General features: G+C 56.2%; 17 protein-coding genes. 8 read left to right on the forward strand and 9 right to left on the reverse strand.

The features are described from left to right. Positions 1-16: 16 nt before the first annotated feature. Positions 17-973, reverse strand: a complete 957-nt coding sequence (locus H7846_RS14145) for a hypothetical protein (RefSeq protein WP_255460651.1) — start codon at positions 971-973, stop codon at positions 17-19. Next, positions 973-3558 (reverse strand): leucine--tRNA ligase, encoded by a 2586-nt coding sequence (leuS, locus tag H7846_RS14150; RefSeq protein WP_186692934.1) that lies wholly within the window; start codon positions 3556-3558, stop codon positions 973-975. Before leuS ends, H7846_RS14145 begins: the two co-directional genes overlap by 1 nt. Positions 3559-3672: 114 nt before the next feature. Between leuS and H7846_RS14155 the strand changes: the two genes are divergently transcribed. Further along, positions 3673-5016 (forward strand): D-arabinono-1,4-lactone oxidase, encoded by a 1344-nt coding sequence (locus tag H7846_RS14155; protein WP_186692936.1) that lies wholly within the window; start codon positions 3673-3675, stop codon positions 5014-5016. After that, positions 5013-5750, forward strand: coding sequence for an SDR family oxidoreductase (locus tag H7846_RS14160; protein ID WP_255460652.1), 738 nt, complete (start codon positions 5013-5015; stop codon positions 5748-5750). Before H7846_RS14155 ends, H7846_RS14160 begins: the two co-directional genes overlap by 4 nt. Before the next feature lie 11 nt (positions 5751-5761). On the opposite strand, the gene H7846_RS14165 is transcribed toward H7846_RS14160, so the two are convergent. From H7846_RS14165 to H7846_RS14185, 5 genes are all read right to left on the reverse strand, one after another. Then, on the reverse strand, positions 5762-6250 hold the full coding sequence (locus H7846_RS14165) for a lipocalin-like domain-containing protein (protein ID WP_186692938.1): 489 nt from the start codon (positions 6248-6250) through the stop codon (positions 5762-5764). Positions 6251-6301: 51 nt separating this feature from the next. Next, complete coding sequence (locus H7846_RS14170; RefSeq protein WP_186692940.1) at positions 6302-7234, reverse strand: LysR family transcriptional regulator; 933 nt, start codon at positions 7232-7234, stop codon at positions 6302-6304. Positions 7235-7287: 53 nt separating this feature from the next. Further along, positions 7288-8004 (reverse strand): hypothetical protein, encoded by a 717-nt coding sequence (locus H7846_RS14175; protein ID WP_186692942.1) that lies wholly within the window; start codon positions 8002-8004, stop codon positions 7288-7290. A 4-nt stretch (positions 8005-8008) separates the two neighbouring features. After that, a complete protein-coding gene (locus H7846_RS14180) occupies positions 8009-8422 on the reverse strand; it encodes a hypothetical protein (protein ID WP_186692944.1) in 414 nt (137 codons plus the stop codon). A 102-nt stretch (positions 8423-8524) separates the two neighbouring features. Beyond that, positions 8525-9394 carry a deoxyribonuclease IV gene (locus H7846_RS14185; RefSeq protein WP_186692946.1) on the reverse strand — a complete coding sequence of 290 codons (870 nt, stop codon included), beginning with the start codon at positions 9392-9394 and terminating at the stop codon, positions 8525-8527. Between the two features lie 201 nt (positions 9395-9595). Between H7846_RS14185 and H7846_RS14190 the strand changes: the two genes are divergently transcribed. Further along, the gene (locus tag H7846_RS14190; RefSeq protein WP_186692948.1) at positions 9596-10036 is read left to right on the forward strand and encodes a DUF6526 family protein; all 441 of its coding nucleotides are present in this window, start codon (positions 9596-9598) and stop codon (positions 10034-10036) included. Between the two features lie 35 nt (positions 10037-10071). Further along, positions 10072-10722 carry a DsbA family protein gene (locus H7846_RS14195; protein ID WP_186692950.1) on the forward strand — a complete coding sequence of 217 codons (651 nt, stop codon included), beginning with the start codon at positions 10072-10074 and terminating at the stop codon, positions 10720-10722. Positions 10723-10784: 62 nt separating this feature from the next. Here H7846_RS14195 and H7846_RS14200 read toward each other — a convergent pair whose 3' ends face one another. Together H7846_RS14200 and H7846_RS14205 are read right to left on the reverse strand one after the other, a co-directional pair. Beyond that, positions 10785-11414, reverse strand: a complete 630-nt coding sequence (locus H7846_RS14200; RefSeq protein ID WP_186692952.1) for an NAD(P)-dependent oxidoreductase — start codon at positions 11412-11414, stop codon at positions 10785-10787. An 88-nt stretch (positions 11415-11502) separates the two neighbouring features. Then, positions 11503-13845, reverse strand: a complete 2343-nt coding sequence (locus tag H7846_RS14205; RefSeq protein WP_186692954.1) for a WD40/YVTN/BNR-like repeat-containing protein — start codon at positions 13843-13845, stop codon at positions 11503-11505. Between the two features lie 93 nt (positions 13846-13938). On the opposite strand from H7846_RS14205, the gene H7846_RS14210 reads away from it, so the two are divergent. From H7846_RS14210 to H7846_RS14225, 4 genes are all read left to right on the forward strand, one after another. Continuing rightward, positions 13939-15108 (forward strand): Gfo/Idh/MocA family protein, encoded by a 1170-nt coding sequence (locus H7846_RS14210; RefSeq protein ID WP_186692956.1) that lies wholly within the window; start codon positions 13939-13941, stop codon positions 15106-15108. After that, a complete protein-coding gene (locus H7846_RS14215) occupies positions 15105-16241 on the forward strand; it encodes a dihydrodipicolinate synthase family protein (RefSeq protein ID WP_186692958.1) in 1137 nt (378 codons plus the stop codon). The genes H7846_RS14210 and H7846_RS14215 overlap by 4 nt, the downstream gene beginning before the upstream one ends. Before the next feature lie 112 nt (positions 16242-16353). After that, positions 16354-17163 (forward strand): sugar phosphate isomerase/epimerase family protein, encoded by an 810-nt coding sequence (locus H7846_RS14220; RefSeq protein ID WP_222597515.1) that lies wholly within the window; start codon positions 16354-16356, stop codon positions 17161-17163. Between the two features lie 103 nt (positions 17164-17266). After that, positions 17267-18235, forward strand: a complete 969-nt coding sequence (locus tag H7846_RS14225) for an alpha/beta fold hydrolase (RefSeq protein WP_186692960.1) — start codon at positions 17267-17269, stop codon at positions 18233-18235. The last annotated feature ends 602 nt before the right edge of the window (positions 18236-18837 follow it).

Here is an 18837-nt window from a genome sequence, read left to right on the forward strand (position 1 = left end):
GATTTCGACCCCTAGGTCAGATCTCCGTGGCAGCCTCCGCAGGCGATTCATAGGCCCGCCAAAATTTCAGATAGGCGACCGCGCGGGCGACATGGAAAAAGTCCGATGCGATGAAGTACAGCAACGCCACAATCGTCCACCAGACATTCAGAAAATCCTGCGTCGCAATGCTTTCAAACGGCAGTGGAGTCGCCGAAAAGACCATCGCCAGCACGAGCAGGGCGATCTTCACAATTCCCATCACGAGATTGACCTCGACGAGCTTGCTCTTCAGCGGCCCAAGCCTGAAGGACGCCGTCAGGCTCGAGCCAGCACCTAAATTGCACAACATCGCCAGTAGCGGAGCGATACTCAGGAACCAGCTGACAATTGCCCACAGCGTAAACAGACCGAGTGTCGTGAGAATGGAAAGCGCAAAATACCCTACCAGATTGGGCTCCGCGCCTCGTGTCATAGGCCCGGTCACAGTCCTTTGCGCATACCATTGCAGACACAGAAACCACAGCAGAAACGAGCCTGCAAGCGCAATCACACGAATGGCCTGCAACAGGATCATCGTGCCCACCCTCGCATGGAGCCGGTTATCCGCACGGCGCAGGACTATAGTTCTGCCAATCGATGACCAGATCACCCATGTAACCAACAACAGCGGCACCAGCCAGATCGCTACCCGACTGACCGGCGGCAGAAGTACAGCCATTGCCTCCGCCAGCGTCTCCGATGCTTGCAGAGGATCGGTGACCGTCATCGTTTTGAGCGCTGCGGTGTTCAACGAAACCGTGGAGAGAATCCCCTTCGCCACATGCCACACCAGCAGCAAGGCTGGAATGCCATAGATCCATCGCCACAGCACCTCAAGCAATGTCAGCGAAGGGCGCGACCAGCACTCCGAGAGCGTATGAACAAACGATTGTGTTCCCCGGACCGTGCCATCGCCCGAAGCAACCAAGTCATCTTCACGCAATCTGTTCATTACTTCACCACAAGATTTACGAGCTTGCCTGGGACAACAATCATCTTCACCACGTTCTTCCCTTCAATCCGTGCCTTCACCTTCTCATCGGCTAGCGCGGCCGCTTTAATAGCTCCCTCATCGCTGCCCGCAGGCAGTTTGACGACGTTGACCAGCTTGCCATTGACCTGCACGGGAATCTCGATCTCATCCTCACGCGCCAGCTCTTCGTCAGCCACAGGCCAATGCGTGCGGAAGACCACTCCCTGCTCGCCGATCTGCTCCCACAACTCAGCCGCGAAGAATGGAGCAAAAGGAGCCAGCAGCAATATCAGGTTCCGAACGATCTCCGCCACAGCCGCGGGCGAAGCCTTCCCGGCGTCAATATCGCTTTCAGCTGCGACAATCTCGTTGATCAGCGACATAATCGCCGCTATTGAAGTATTGAAGTGCCAGCGTCCGCTGAAGTCGAGCGTGATCTTTGCAATCGTCTGGTGCAGCTTGCGCAACAGCGCCTGATCGGTCTCTGTGCGGCTGGCCAGATGCGGCGACCGCCCGTCACTCACTACATCAACGTACTTTGTCACAAGGCGATAGACACGCCCCAGAAACCGGCTAATGCCCGCGACACCTTCTTCCTGCCACTCCAGATCTCGATCCGGGGGGGCTGCAAACAGCGCATACATGCGCGTCGCATCCGCTCCGTAACGCGCGATCATGTCGTCGGGAGAAACCACATTCCCCTTCGACTTCGACATCTTCGCGCCATCCTTGATCACCATACCCTGTGTAAATAGGCGCTGCGCAGGCTCGTCGTTGTGAATCAATCCAAGATCGCGCATCACCTTCGTCCAGAAGCGCGAGTAGATCAGGTGCAGAATCGCGTGCTCGACACCACCAATGTACTGATCGATGGGAAACCAGTAGTTCGCCTTGTCGCTAGCAAACGGCGCGGCGCTGTCTTTCGCATCCGTGTAGCGATAGAAATACCAGCTTGAATCCACGAAGGTATCCATTGTGTCGGTCTCGCGACGCGCAGGGCCTCCGCACACCGGGCAGGTCGTATTCAAAAACTCAGAGACCTTACCGAGCGGCGATCCACCCTCCTGCGTAATCTCGACATTTTCCGGAAGAAACACTGGCAGTGCGCTCTCCGGCAGTGCGACTACACCACCCGGCTCTACGCCCGGGTGCCCGTTCTCGCAGTACACCATTGGGATCGGCGTGCCCCAGTAGCGCTGACGGCTTACCCCCCAGTCCTTCAGGCGATAGGTCACCGTGGATTCACCAAAACTCTTCTGCTTGGCTAATGCTGCGAGCTTCTGCTGTGCTTCGGCACAGCTCAGGCCATTCCACTCGCCCGAGTTGATCAGAACAGCATCGTCTTCGGCAGTAAAAGGAAGCTCCGGCTCGCCGCCTTCCTTCGGTGCGATTACTCGCTTGATATCCAGTCCATATTTCTGCGCAAACTCGAAGTCGCGCTCGTCGTGCGCCGGAACGCTCATAATCGCGCCCGTGCCATAGTCCGCCAGGATATAGTTCCCCACCCAGATCGGGACCTTTTCCCCGTTGAACGGATTCACCGCAAAGCGGCCCGTATTCACGCCATGCTTCTCAATCGCGCCCAAAGCATCCGACTCGCGCGCCTTCTTCTGCTCCTCCAGCAGCGCCTCGATCTTCGCCGCCAGCTCAGCATCCTCGGCAGCAAATGCTTTCGCCACCGCATGCTCAGGAGCCAGCTGAACAGAAGTCGCACCGAAGATTGTGTCTACCCGAGTCGTAAATACCGTGATCACATGACAGGTGTCATCCTGAGCGAAGCGCAGATCTGCCTTTGCGTTTTTTGGAGTAGCACCGTCCACGGCAAAGTCGACCAGTGCTCCCTCGCTGCGGCCGATCCAGTTCCGCTGCATCGTGCGAACCTTCTCCGGCCAGCCTTCCAGCTTCTCCAGGCCATCCAGGAGCTCGTCCGCATACTTCGTAATCCGCAGGAACCACTGCGTCAGGTCACGCAACTCGACGATCGTATCTTCATGCCGCCAGCAGCGGCCGTTGATCACCTGCTCGTTCGCCAGCACCGTCTGGCAGTCAGGGCACCAGTTGACCTTGCTCTTCTTGCGGTAGGCCAGCCCTTTCTCGAACATCTTTACGAAGAACCACTGGTTCCAACGGTAGTAATCCGGCAGGCAGGTCGTTACCTCGGTCGACCAGTCGTAGCTCAGCCCCATGCGTCGCATCTGCGCTTTCATGGCCGCGATATTCTTCAGCGTCCATTCGCGTGGCGGAGTATTGTTCTTGAGCGCTGCATTCTCAGCAGGCAGGCCAAAGGCGTCCCAGCCCATCGGGTGCAAAACGTTGTACCCGCGCATCCACATAAAGCGCGCCAGCGCGTCGCCGATCGCATAGTTGCGCACATGCCCCATGTGAAGCTGTCCGCTGGGATACGGCAGCATCTCTAGGCAATAGAACTTCGGCTTTCCAGAGTCATGCCCCTCGGCCGCATAAAGATCTGGTGAGGCGTCCCACCGCGTCTGCCACTTCGGTTCAATCTCCGCCGGGTTGTATCTTGCCTGCCTCTCGGCCTCAGTCTTCTCGATCTCTGACATATTCTTTGATTGTAAAGAATTTCCTGGGCCTGGCAGGAATATCCTGCTCTTCCCACCCCGGTCTATCAGCCATTACTATGGCCCCGTTCTGTTATCGCCAATTCGTGAGGGATCATGGATAAACGCGAATTTCTGAAAACCTCCGGCGCATTCGCCGCAATCACCCTCTTACCCGGTTTTTCTCCTGCTGAATCCAACGATATGGCGCATAGAACCAACTGGTCAGGAAACCTTACCTACCACACCGACAAACTCTTCGAACCCTCCTCCGTTGCCGAGCTCCAGCAGGTCGTCAAGGACCATCCCAGCATCCGCCCCCTTGGCACCCGCCATGCCTTTAACGGAATCGCCGACAGCACCCAGGCCCAGGTTTCGCTCAGCAAGTTCAAAGACATCTCCATCGACGAGAAGACTCGTACCGTCACGGTCGGTGCCGGGGTCCGCTATGGCGACATCGCTCCGGTCATCGACGCCAAGGGATTTGCCCTGCATAACCTCGCCTCCCTGCCGCATATCTCTGTCCCTGGCGCGATCGCGACCGGGACCCATGGCTCCGGAATCCACAACGGCAATCTCTCCACCTCCGTCGCTGCCATCGAGTTTGTTGATGCCAACGGCGATCTCCACACCCTCTCCCGCGCCGATGGCGATAAGTTCAACGGAGCCGTCGTCAACCTCGGCCTGCTTGGCGTTATGACGAAAGTGACCCTCAACCTCGAGCCTACCTTCCAGGTTGCCCAGACCGTCTATACCGATCTACCCTTCAGCGAACTGGAGCATCACTTCGACGACATCTTCGACGCAGGTTACTCCGTCAGCATCTTCACCGACTGGCAACACGGCCGCGCCACCGAGCTCTGGCTCAAACGCCGTGTTAAGCCTGGAGAAAAGCTCGACACGCCAGCCCTCTTCTACAACGCGAAGCTCGCTACAAAGAATCTCCACCCCATCCCCGCGCTAGACCCCGTCAACTGTACCCCGCAGATGAACAAGCCCGGCCCCTGGTACGAGCGCCTGCCGCACTTCCGCATGAACTTTACCCCCTCCAGCGGCGAGGAGCTCCAGACCGAATACTTCGTTCCCCGCGCCCAGGCCTACCAGGCCATCCGCGCCGTCGAGACACTCCACGAGCGCATCACTCCCCACCTGCTTACGACCGAGCTGCGCACCATCGCCGCTGACAATCTCTGGATGAGCATGGCCTACCAGCGTGACTCCCTCGCTATCCATTTCACTTGGAAACGTCAGTGGCCCGAAGTTCAGAAGATTCTTCCGCTCATCGAAGCCAAACTTGCCCCCTTCAATCCACGCCCCCACTGGGCCAAGCTCTTTACCCTCAAAGCTGCGCAGCTTCGAGCTGTCTATCCGAAGATGGCTAATTTCAAAACACTCGTGCAGCAATACGACCCTAAAGGCAAGTTCCGCAACGAGTTCATCACAACGGAGCTTTACTCTTGAGTGGTCGCATCCAATCCACTATGACCGAAGAACTTAAAGGACAACTCGCCGTCGTCACCGGAGCCGCACGCGGCATTGGTGCAGCCATCAGCAAACGGCTCGCCTCCATGGGAGCCACCATCATCCTTGTTGCACGCGATAAATCGCGTCTGCAAAAGGTTCAGCAGGAAATCGCCGCCGCAGGTGGCACAGCCCACACCGCTGAGCTTGATCTCCTCGACGAGTCTTCTATTGTCTCTCTCGCCAGAACGGTCGAGACCCAACACCATCGATGCGACATTCTCATCAACAACGCCGGGATCGGATATGCAGGCAAATCCCTCATCGAGATGCCCTCTGCCGATTGGGACACGCTAATGGGAACCAACCTCCGTGGTCCTTACCTAATGGTTCGCGCGTTGGCTCCATTGATGATCCGCGCGCGTTCAGGCCATATCGTGAACATCTCGTCATTGGCAGGCCACAACCCTCTCCCAAATGGAGCAGCCTATGCTGCCTCTAAGTGGGGACTCAACGGACTGACCTATTCACTTGCCGAAGAGTTGCGCCCCCACAATATTCGCGTCTCCGTCATCGCTCCCGGATCGGTCAATACCGGCTTCTCCCACAGCAACAAAGATCCAAACAAGAAGCTTCAACCCGAAGACGTCGCAAATGTAGTTGCGATGCTGGTCACGCAGGCTCCGCAATCCTTTGTCAGCGAAGTCTTGATGCGCCCTACTCAGAAGCCTTGAGCAGGGCGATGCTATCGCGCGCGTCGTAGGATCGTGATCGGGATCGAACCATCCGGGCGTGCGGGAACCTTCCAGGAAAGCTCATCGCCTTTCAACTCATACGGGGTCACCCGGGTCGTATCGTCCCAATTAGGAAAAGCAGAGCGATCGGTACGAAAGGTGATGGTATGTTTGTCAGGATCGACCGTGTAGCGGCCGAAGTGAACGCTTGCACCAAGCGAGGCGTCCTTATACTCCTCCGGCGTTCCTTTGAGTTTGTTACCAGAGGAAAACTTCAACCGCTCTGACCGGTAGATCTGGACGGAATAGTATCCATCATTCGTAAAGATCACGAGCCCATGAGGATGGTCGCCGTAGTCGTGGACACGGCTTCCGTCTGGGAGCTGTTTATCGGCTGCGGTGAGAACCCACGTCCCTACAACAGACGATACCTGGGCTGGGGCCGCAAGTGGCCCTATCACCACGAAAGCAGCAAGAAGAGGAAGGCATCGAATCATCATGCGGCCAATCTAGCAATCCACCAACAGCCGCACAATTTGATTGTTCTCAACCTATTGTTGAGCCGAATTTATGCTTTTCCTGCGGCGAGTACTTATGTCGGTGACACGAGAAGCCTTGGCTCGCGATGCAAGAGCAAGCCCAAGTGCATCGACAAGAAGGGTCCTCATGCGATCTACAGCAACACCATCGGAGCGTACATTCCGATGCAATGTAACAGGCATACCTTCGAGCAGCGGTAGACCGTAGAGCGAACCAGCTGACACTAGACCATCAGGAAGGTTAAGCCCTGTGCGTGCCGTGATGCCAAGACCTCCGAGCAGCGCTGCCCATAGACCATCCAAACTGGGGCTGTTCGCAGCGATACGATACGGAATATCCGTCGCTTCCAGATGCTGGATCGCGCATTTGCGAAAAACGCATTGCGGACCAAGCACGGCAAGCGGTAATGGCTGATCCCGTGGCCGAACAAACGTGGACGAGGCAATCCAGACCACATCCAGTTTCCCAACCACGCTGGCCGCAGCACGATCTTCATGACCAATCACAACCGCAAGATCGATCTCCGTCTTCTCAATCGCATCTGCTAACGCAGCATTGCCTTCAATGCGGAGTTCGATCTGCATCAGCGGGTAAAGCGACGAAAAATGCGACAGAACAGGCGGAAGGATCGCAGCAAAATCCTGCGGGCAGCCTATACGAATATGGCCCGCCATCTTTGCTCCCTGCATCGTGTCCATCAATTCGTCGTTCAGCGAAAGGATACGGCGAGCATAGCTAAGGGCAACCTCTCCAGCTTCAGTCAGAGCCAAACCACGTCCGCGCTTACGAAACAGCGGAGCACCCAGCTCCTCCTGCAGCCGCTTCATCTGCAAACTGATAGCTGAAGGAGTACGGCCAAGACGTTCCGCCGCCTGCGCCAGACTGCCAAGGTCATGCGCGACGCAAAGCGTACGCAATGTATCCAGATCGAGATTGATTCGCATAGATCCTGACAAAAAGATACAACTCGCAGACGACACTCGCACCCTGGTCGTACTCAGGGCATCTTCGCAGTTGCCTTATCGTCTTCCGGATTTCCGCTCACATCCAACCGCTTCACTCGTTGAAAGGCCACTACGTTTCCCTTTTGATCGCAGATCATCTGCCACATCTCGCCTGTCTGCTGATTCACGAGAAAGGTATGTGCCTGCATTCCATGCGCAGTTCTATGCACAGCCGACTGCGCTAGCGTATATCGCAGCGGATCCACAAGAACCGTCTTCGCTTCGCCGCCCTTCTTCTTGTCCTTGCAATCGTCATGCTTCTGCGCCAGTGCAACCTGAACACAGAACATGATCAACCCCATAAATGAACCCAGGTAGAAAGCCCCCGTAAACACCGCAAACCAGAGATCCAGCAACCCCTGCGACTTCTTTTCTTCTTCAATCAGCTTTTCTTTGCCTTCTCGAAGCGCATTCACTCTCTCTGGATCAGGAATCACCACCGGAGCCGACTGCTCTTTTTCAATCTCTGCAATCCGTTCCTTCCTTCGCCTCACCCGATTGATCCAGAAGAGATAGACCACGCCGCCAAAGATGCTCACGCCAAACAGAAACATCACCACCGCAAGGTACACTCTTCCCCGCTGCGGCAATCCCATCAGCATCTCTGGATGTAAATACACTCCTGCCAGCACGGCTCCGGAAATTCCCACTAGCCACTTCACCGCATCCACATATCCCGTCGCCGCATCTTGAAGAGGAGCGTCTGGCATACGATCAATACCCCGGAGGCTTGCCCATAAACATGCTCGCCAGGTCTTCCGGCATCAGCAGCTTTCCCTCACGCGCTGAAACCCTCTCGATCAGATCATCAATCTGCGAAGGCCCCGCCTCCAGCCAGTGATGGAACACTGCCTCTCTCCGTTCATTCCCCACATGAGCGGCGCGCATCAGGAGTACGCCCATCGTCTCCAGCATCGTCGCCGTCACGCCAGGCGCGAAATCGATCCTTCGTTCTCTCCTGGCTCGCATCAGCACATGGACGCACGACATCATCGTCGTCAACCCAACATCGACTGCTTCCGATGTATCTTCTTCAACCGGAGCGACAGGAGCGCTGGTCTCGTCTGAAAAATCAAATTCTTGATACTTCCGGTTAAATCGAGGAGGATCGCCAAGGTCAGGGGCCATCGTCTTCTTCTCCACGTACTGGAATTCGACAAAAAGGGACCCGTATTGCTGTAGCTCGAAACCTTACCCCCTGACCCTCCCGGCAATCAAGGAAAATCGCAACTATCCTGCGGCCAGCGTCCTGAGTACTCCAACATTGCGGGCCTCATCTCCCGGAGCATCCACCGGCGTCTCTGCAATAAAAGCGCAATGGCTAAATCGGTCATCGTGCAACAGCCGCCGGAAGGCCTCTGCCCCGATCGTCCCTTCGCCAATGTGCTCATGCCGGTCCAGCTTCGAGCCCATCGCCGCCTTGGCATCGTTGCAGTGCCATACCTTCACCGCGTCAGATCCCACGGTCGAGTCCACCAGCTTCATTGTTTCGATATAGCCGTCGGTCGTCACAATATCGTATCCGGAGACATGGACATGGCATGTATCCAGACACACGGCCACCGGAAGATGCGACTTCAATTGTTCCACCAACTCGGCAACCTGCTCGAGCTTACCGCCCAGCGAAAACTCAGCACCTGCCGTGTTCTCAATCAGCAGACGAAAATCTTTCCCTGAAAAATCGATTCCATCCACCGCCTGTTCAATCGACTCTGCCGCCAGCCGCAGCCCTTCCTCGCGAGTCAGCCCCTTCCAGCTCCCTGGATGCAGCACCAGAAACTCCGCCTTCAGCGCCAGAGCTCGCTCCACCTCTCCGCGAAATGCTGCAATGGAGTTAGCCCTCACCGCATCTGTCTGGCTACACACATTGATTAAATAATTGGCATGGATCACCACTGGCCCCACATCGTGTTTTGCACGTAGCTCAGCGAGCTTCGCCGCATCGGCAGGTTTCACTGCCGGAGCCTTCCACATCCGTGGACTGGCCGAAAAAATCTGAAAAGTATTTGCCCCTGCGGCCACAGCACGATCTACAGCAGTCCAAACACCACCGGCCGTCCCTACATGCACACCAATCCGCTTCTTCGTCTTTGTCGCCATCCCTTCAGCTTAAACCAATCCGAAATCCGAGTAAGTTGAAGTGTCATTTCGAGCGGAGTGTAAGGCACGGAGTCGAGAAATCCCCGCATTTTCGCAGGATGCTTCATCCCCCACACCCTACCGGGTATCGAATGTCCGGGAACACCTTCTCCAATCCCCAACATGCTATGCTGAGGCCGGTTTGGCTCGAAAGGAACGCCTATGCCCGCACCCCAGAACTACTCCAACCATCACCGCACCGACCCTCCTATGCACTTCTTTGTCTTTCCCGTCCTCATCGCGAATGTGGGAGTTGCCATCTGGATCGCCATTCACTTCCGGCATCAATATCCCTGGCTCGGCCACTGGTCCATCGTCGTCGCGCTCGCTCTCCTCGTCCTCGCCACCAAATGCCGCATCAACGATCTCAAGCTTCAAGACCGCCTCATCCGCCTCGAAGAGCGCCTCCGTCTTTCATCTCTTCTTCCAGCCAACGAATTGACCCACCTCAGCGAACTCACAACAAAACAGCTCGTCGCGCTCCGCTTTGCCTCCGACGAAGAGATTCCAGCGCTCGTCCATAAAACCCTCACCCAGAACCTTGAGCCCAAAGCAATCAAACAGAGCATCACTCACTGGCGCGCCGATTACGAACGCGTCTAGCCCACGTCGAAACGAAACAGAGGTATACCCCTGCTATGAAGCGCATTCTGATCGCCGCCTTTTCTCTACTCTCCGCAATGCCTATGCTCGCTCAGATGGCAGTTCCACCAGCAGGAGCTACTTCCTTTAAGGACACTTCCGCCTTCAAGCCGCCTGCAGGAGTCAAACTGGCCATCATTGAGTTCGAAGATCTCGAATGCCCACTCTGTTCCCTTTCCTCGCCGATTGTCCATCAGGCAATGGAGCGCTATAACATTCCTCGGGTTCATCACGACTTCATCATTCCGAGCCATATCTGGTCGCGCACCGCAGCCATCAACGCGCGTTATCTTGAAGACCGCGTCTCGCCCAAACTTGCCGAAAATTATCGCCGCGATGTCTTTGCCAACCAGTCGCGCATCGCCAGCCGCGACGATCTCGCCGCCTTCACCCGCTCCTGGTTTCAGTCACACGGCCAAAAGATGCCCTTCGTACTCGACCCTAATGGCCGCTGTGCCGACGAGGTACAGGCAGACTGCCTGCTCGCTATACGCTCCGGTGTGGCGCATACACCCACAATCATCGTCGCCACCCAGCATCAGTGGATTGAGGTTACTGATCCTCAACAACTCGATCGCGCCGTCGAAATTGCCCAAGCTTCATTGCATGAGCCCGTCCAAGGAATTCGCAAAAAGAGTCACTCCTAGACAGCAACTCAAAACAAAGACGGCAGCGAGTTTTCGCTGCCGTCTTTATGTGAAATCGACTCTTAGTAACCTACTGAGAACAACGCCCGCTCATGCTTCGGCTTCTCGAGTTCATCCACCAGAGCAATCGCATAATCGGCATACGTAATGCGGCTCTCGCCCTTGTCATCCGTCACCAGGTTGTTCGTACCCGTCCGGTATTTCCCGGTTCGCTCTCCGACTACAAAAAATGCTGCCGGGGCAATATATGTCCAGTTGATATCGGATCCTTTGAGCACTTCCGCTGCCTTCTCATGCGAAGTAGCGATCGGAAGATATGCTTCTGGCAGGTGACCTGACTTAATCAACGTCACTCCGGGAGCCACCTCAAGCTGTCCAGCTCCTCCCACAACCAACAGGCGCGGACCGCCAGCCTTCTTCACCGCTTCGATCTCCCTCTTCGTCACATCGATGATCGCTTCGGTTTTATCGGCAGGCGGCTGGTACGCGCTCACCACCGCATCCGCGCCCTTGATGATCGAAGCGATCGCATCCACATTCGAAAGATCATCCGCCTTCGCCGTAACTCCGGGTTGCGACTTCAAAGCATCTACATTCCGTGCAACACCCGTTACTTTATGCCCCCGGCGCAAAAGCTCCTTGACGATCTCCGAGCCAGCATTTCCCGTCGCTCCATAAACCACAATGTTCATCTTGATTTCCTCCTGAAACTAAGATGTTGGGCCTTCGAACAAAGATACAGATTTTTACGACATTTGTCGTTTATCGATTAAGCCCTGATTATGGAACGATTTCTGGCGTCGCAATATCCTGTTTTCCCTCCCCGGCAACCGGAACATGCCATACCCCTCCACCAAAGGTAGAGATAAAAACCATCCCCGGATTCTCTGGATCGGCCTGCACTCGATGCCCCCACTTGAATCGGAATCCAGGGATGCGACTCCAGTGCTCTCCTCGGTCGTGTGAGATCCACGCAGAAGACTCAAACCCAGTCGCATAAAGGATCTTGGGATCACGAGGATCGATCGTCACGTCGTAGATATGGCGATCTCGCTCAAGAACCCATCGCCACGTCTGCCCCCCATCAGAGGAGACAGCAATCCCTCCGCCTCTTCCATTCAGAATCCGTGGCATCTTTCCTTGCCTCTGCTTCGAGTACTCAGCCTTACGCAGACCATCGGGAGTCGCCCGCGCCCACAACGCAAGGTAGAGTCTTTTGGGGTTCTCAGGATCAATTGCAATTCCATTCGGCGCGTTTGCTCCCTGTGGAAGCGCAACACGACTCCAGTGATCACCACGATCCGTCGAGCGGTAGAGCGCTCCATCGCCTGCATTGCCAATGCTGCCATCTTCACTGCGACGGGCAATCAGCGCATAAAGAGTTCCATCCGTCGCTCGAGCCAGGCGCCATGCCAGAGCATTCTCCTGAACGATGCCGTTATTCACCGCCTCCCACGTCTTCCCATCATCGTTCGAGCGATAGATTCCATGTCCCATCGTCGCGGCCCACAAGGTGCGATGCCCAGCAGTACTGGTCGGATCGAGAAGAACATGCGTCGCGGCAGCAGGAGGCATTCCCTGATTCGAAACCCTCCACGTTCGGCCTCCATCCGTACTGACGCAGATACCACCAACATAGGCTGAAGTCAGCGTGTGTCTCCACATCTTCGGCCGAGGAAGATCATGCGTCCCACTCATCGCCGCCCACATCTTTCCACGAATCTGTGGGTCGAAGGCAACCGCATAGGTTGTGTTCCTCCAGCTTGGCGGAATCCCTTCCACAGATCGCACCCAGGAACGCCCCGCATCTTCACTGCGAAACAACCCGATATCGGTCATCGGAATAAATCGACGTTTGGAATCGAACGGATCGACAAGATAGCCGTACGACGTTGTCACATCCAATCCAGTGCTCACCCACGAGGAGCCACCGGCCTTTTCGGAGTAGCGCGCAGTCCAGTTCTTCCCACCGTCCGTCGTGCCCATCGTCCGCCCCAGATCAGTGGCATAGGCAAGATCAGGATTACGACCATCCACTGTCAGACTCAGCGGCTCTTCGGTCCACTCCGGAGTCATCTCCCCGGCGATCCACGCATCATGAACATTCTCTGCTTCCCTGCTATGGGTCGAACGCCAGACAAGTCTCCAGTGCTGGCCGAAGTCATCGCTGCGCGCAACTCCCTGCACGGCCTCTCCTTCAAGTTGCATTCCTTTATAGGAGGCATACACCACCTCAGGATGATGCAGACTCGCCGCAACAGCACGCACCTGAGCTGCCGCTCCCGGCAATTGAGATCGTGTCCAATTCTCTCCTCCATCCATCGAGATCCACAAATCTGACGGCCCCTTCCCCTGACTCCCGACCGCATAGAAGGCGGGCCCACTTTGGCCCTCGCGAAATCCAGCAGAGACATCATTGAACTCAACTCCGGCAGGCGCAGCCTTGTGACGCCACGCGCCGTCGATTCGAGCCTCAATGCCATGCGGCATGGCTGTATAAAGATTGCGGCCTCCCTTCGGAGAAGCCACATCAATCCAAAGGTGCAGAGGGACCTCGACCAACGGATGAAGCATTTTCCACGTCAGGCCGGAATCCCGCGAGACCACTATCGCAGCCCGACCATCCTTAGTCGCTGCTGCATAGAGAATGCGCGAATCTTCCGGATCGATCGCCAATACCACGATCTGCCCAATAGAGTTCGGGCTCGCCACCATCGTCTCATCCGCATGGTCCGAGTCCATCTCGATAGCCCGCACCGCTGAAGGACTCGGCCAAACTAAATGCCAGGTTGTCCCGTCATCCTTACTGCGCCAGAGGGCATCCGTACCCGCATAGATCGTATGCGGAACAACAGGATCAAAAGCGAAGAATCGAACGCTGCCCCGCAGATTAAACATCCGCCAGTGATGGCCGCCATCGTGGCTGATATACGCTCCCGTCATATCGCAGGAGAGCAAAACCTCATCTGCATTGTGCGGATTGATCGTGACGTGAAACATCGCGCCACCGCCACCCGGTCCCACAATCTGTTGCCCCCATAATCCCCGAGGCAGAAAGCAAGCAACGCTCAGGAAAAGGACCCATCGCCATCGCCCCAAATATCTTCTGAAGCTCGCGCTCAATTGCCACCCTCTCCTGTCCTTCATTAATATCTCGTAGACACTTTTTCTTGTGGAACTTTGTTTTCAATCCATCTCTTTCTACGGACTTTCTGAATGCGAACAATTGGCATCATCATGAACGGCGTCACCGGACGCATGGGAACCAATCAGCACCTTGGCCGTTCCATTGCTGCAATCCGAAAGCAAGGAGGCCTTCGACTTCGAGACCAATCCATTGTCATGCCCGAACCTGTCCTGCTCGGACGGAACGAGCCGAAGCTTAAAGAACTTGCTCAGGCGTGGAACATCAACCATTGGTCCACCGATCTCGATGCCTGCCTTTCTGACCCCGCAAACACTATCTACTTTGATGCTCAATTGACCCAGGTTCGCGCTGAAAGCGTCCGCGCTGCTCTGAAGGCAGGCAAACACATCTACTGCGAGAAACCTCTCGCTGGAACCCTCGAAGAGAGCCTCGAGCTTGCCCGCGAAGCCACCCGCGCCGGAGTCAAAAACGGAGTCGTTCAGGACAAATTATTTCTCCCCGGCCTCCTCAAGCTGAAACACGTCATCGCAACCGGCATGTTGGGAAAGATCCTCTCCATCCGCGGCGAATTCGGCTACTGGGTCTTCGAAGGTCCCGTCCCCGCAGCGCAACGGCCTTCGTGGAACTACCGCAAAGAAGATGGTGGCGGAATCATCCTCGATATGTTCCCACACTGGCAATATGTTCTTGCTAACCTCTTCGGAGAGATCAAGTCCGTAAGCTGTATCGCTCGCACCTCAGTCCCGCAACGTGTCGATGAGTCCGGCAAACCCTATGCCTGCACCGCAGACGACGCTGCCTACGCGACCTTCGAACTTGCCAACGGAGTCGTCGCCCACATCAACTCCTCCTGGGCAACCCGCGTCAATCGCGACGAGCTTCTCGAACTTCACGTCGACGGCACCGAAGGCAGCGCCGTCGCTGGACTGCGCGAGTGCAAAGTACAGCCCCGTGCTGTAACGCCAAAAGCTGTATGGAATCCCGATATCCCCAATCCCATTCGTTTTGCAGATAGCTGGCAATCCATCCCGGCACCAGCTCCCGAAGAGAACGCATTCAAAGTTCAGTGGGAGATGTTCCTTCGCCACGTGCTCGAAGATGCTCCCTTCCCCCATACCTTTCTCGAAGCAGCCAAAGGGGTGCAGCTTGCCGAAGCAGGCTTACGTTCCTGGCAAGAACGTCGCTGGATCGACCTGCCCGAACTCACTCTCAGCTCCGGCAAGGAAGGAACTAGATGAGCAAGATTCGCCTTCCGCTCGATGGCCAACCCACAGAGTACACATTAAACCCCGCTGGCCCCTTGCAAGCAGATCCTTGCCTGCCGCCTACATCACGCAAAGTCTACGCCGCAGCGCACGTCGTCATCGATCCCCTCAAGCCGGAAACACTCGACATCGAAGCTACTCTCGCCTTTCGACGACACCTCTGGTCACTCGGCTTCGGCGTAGCCGAGGCGATGGACACCGCACAACGCGGCATGGGCCTCGATTGGGCCACAGCGAAAGAACTCATCCGCATCTCAGCCTCGGAGCGCACCGGCGAGATCGCCTGCGGTGCCAATACCGATCAGCTTCATCCCGAAACACTCCCCTCAATCGACCGCATCCTCGCTGCCTACGAAGAACAGTGCGAAGCCATTGAAGCTGCAGGCGGACGAGTCATCCTCATGGCAAGCCGCGCCCTGGCAAAGCGCGCTACCAGCCCAGAGGACTACGCCCGGGTCTACGGTCACCTGCTGCGCAATCTCAAGCAACCGGCAATTCTGCATTGGCTCGGAGATGCATTCGATCCACAGCTCAAAGGCTACTGGGGATCTGCTTCCATCGATCAGGCCATGGAAACCTGTCTTTCCATCATCCGCGAGAACAGCTCCCATATCGATGGCATCAAAATCTCCCTCCTCGACAAGCAGCAGGAGATCAAGATGCGCCGTCTGCTCCCGCAAGGTGTGCGGATGTACACCGGCGACGACTTCGACTACGCCGAACTCATTCGTGGAGACGAACAAGGCCACAGCGACGCTCTTCTCGGAATCTTCGATGGAATTGCTTCCGCCGCCTCGCTTGCATTACGAGCACTTGATCAGGGAGACCTGACAACCTACGAAGCTCTCCTTGCTCCCACCGTTCCCCTTTCTCGACACATCTTTCAAGCACCCACCTACTTCTACAAAACCGGCTTGGTCTTTCTGGCATATCTCAACGGCCACCAGAAACACTTCCGCATGTTGGGCGGGCAGGAGAGCGCTCGCTCCATCACGCATCTTGCAAAACTCTTCGTTCTCGCCGATCAGGCCCGGCTGCTTCGCAATCCCGATCTCGCGCTCCACAGAATGAAGCTCCTGCTCGAACTCGCAGGCGTGGAGGCATAGAGCATTTCTCCTGATGCTGTAATGTCAGATAGATTTGCAAATACCGTTTTCTTCGCAGGAAAACGGCGCAAACACTTCCGGATTTGCTGTACACCTTCAGGAGAATGCTCTAGTGGCCGATCTCGCAAGACTGAGCTTCAACCAGATGACCGCCGGAAAGGCCTCCCTGAAGGAGGTGGCCGAATCCTGTGTCCGTAATGGCATCCAGTGGATCGGTCCCTGGCGCCATGCCATCGGCGACAATCCAGCCGAAGCCGGAAAAATGCTGCAAGACTACGGTCTTAAAGTCTCCAGCCTCTGCCGGGGAGGCATGTTTCCCGCTGCCACTATCGCAGAACGTCAGAAACGAATCGACGACAACCTGCGTGCGATCGATGAGGCCGCTGCTCTCAATACCGACCTGCTGGTCCTCGTCAATGGTCCTGCACCCGACAAGGACATCGACGGCGCTCGTCAGATGGTCGTCGACGGAATCGGCGCTATCGTCAACCACGCCGCCAGCCGTGGCGTTCGTCTAGGCATAGAACCGCTGCACCCCATGTTCGCCGCGGACCGAAGCGTCATCGTCACCATGGGCCATGCGAACGAAATTGCAGCACAGTTTAGCCCGCATCAGGTCGGCTTGGTTGTCGATGTCTATCACATCTGGTGGGACCCTCAGGTCTATCGAGAAATCGCCCGCACTGGAGAAAGAATCTTCGCTTTCCATGTCTCTGACTGGATCGTTCCTCTGCCGGATACCCTTATGGGCCGCGGCATGATGGGAGATGGTGTCATCCAAATCCGCCGCCTGCGCGAGGCAGTAGAAGCCGCCGGTTATCAGGGTCCGATTGAGGTCGAAATCTTCAATCAACAGCTATGGGATCGCCACACAGACGAGATAATCCGGCAGGTTGCTGAACGCTTCATAAAGCTGGTTTAGTTGCGCTCTCAGCATCTCGACATCGCGCTTCTCCATCCATACGTGCTCTGGACCATCCAAATGTGCGCGCAATCTGCTCGCCCGCCTAGCGATACTCCATTGCATGACCCGCCGAGACTTTCTCAAAACCTCCGCCAACACCCTTCCCGCGATCGTAGCCGCTCCACATCTGTTGACCGGAACGTCCGCGTCCTTCAACGCTGCCTGGTATAGCCACAACCGGCGTTTCGCCGAACTCCCACAGGCACGTGTGGCCTATGTCGAAGCCGGTCATGGCCCGGCCGCACTCTTCCTGCATGGCTATCCGCTCAACAGCTACCAATGGCGCGGAGCCATCGAGCGCCTTCACCACCATTGCCGCTGTATCGCACCCGACCTCATGAGCCTCGGCTTCACCGAACCTCGCGAAGATCAGGTCATCTCTCCCCATACTCAGGTGGAGATGCTCGCCGCTCTCCTGGATCACCTTCACATCGAGTCCGTCGACCTTGTGGCCAACGATAGTGGTGGACTCACCGCACAGCTCTTTCTCGCAACTCACCCGCATCGCGTCCGCTCGCTTCTCATCACCAACTGCGATGTCGACACCAACAACCCTCCAACCGGCTTTCTTCCTCTGGCCGATCTCGCCCGGAAAGGTGTCCTTGTCGATCACTTCTTCGTTCCGCAGCTGAACGATAAAAATCTCGCTCGCTCTCCCAAAGGTCTCGGCGGACTCGCCTTCACATATCCCGATCGCCTGACCGACGAGACTCTCGAGATCTATCTGCGTCCCTTTGCGCAGTCACCTCTCCGCAAGAAGCAGCTCGACCAGTTCACACTCGCTCTTGCCGTCAACGACCTCGTCGCCATTCGCGAGAACCTGCGCCAATGGAAAGGTCCGGTCCGTATCGTTTGGGGACTCAAAGATTCACTCTTCGGAGTCGAATGGGCCGAATGGCTCGATCGTACCTTTCCCAATTCGCAGGGAATCCGCCGCATCCCCGAAGCCAACCTCTTCTTCCCTGAAGAGATGCCCGACCTCATCGCCGAAGAAGCGCTCGGCCTCTGGACGAAAAATCCTCGCCGATGAACTCTTCAATTCGTCATTCTGCCCCTGAGCAAAATCGAAGGAGAAGAATCCCGGTATTTGGCTCCCCTTTGAAATTCGAAATAAGTCAAAAGTGTCATCCTGAGCGAAGCCTCTCGCAGCTCTATCGCGAAAGGCGTAGTCGAAGGATCTGCGGTCATCCTCACCCATTCGTTGTCCCAACCGAAAAACGAGCGTAGCTCGAACCATCCAGGAACCACAGCGACTCCTGTCAACCCCTCAAATCACCTAACTCACACATTCCCCGAGACATCCAGACTGCAGATTCACCCCACTCGATGGATTAAAATGGAAATTAGCTAGAAACATCAGAACGAGGCTCTGCCCCCGCAGAGCCTGTCCTATTTAACCCACTTGTTAAACCCACTTACTGAAAACCGCAAAGAGAAGAGTACACGCACCGAAGTACGCACCTAAAGTATTTGTTTCGAATACTTTGTCACCAAACCAGGGGAGGGGGTATCGCCATGGAAATGACATCTAAGGTTCCAATCCTGGCAAAGCCGGCCGTCGGCTGCATCCATCCATGTAGCCTTACGGCATACTCTTCAGCGAGGGGGTCCTAGTCAGCTTGCTGGCTGGGC

Origin of the sequence: Edaphobacter sp. 4G125 (assembly GCF_014274685.1) — a bacterium.
Taxonomy (GTDB): domain Bacteria; phylum Acidobacteriota; class Terriglobia; order Terriglobales; family Acidobacteriaceae; genus Edaphobacter.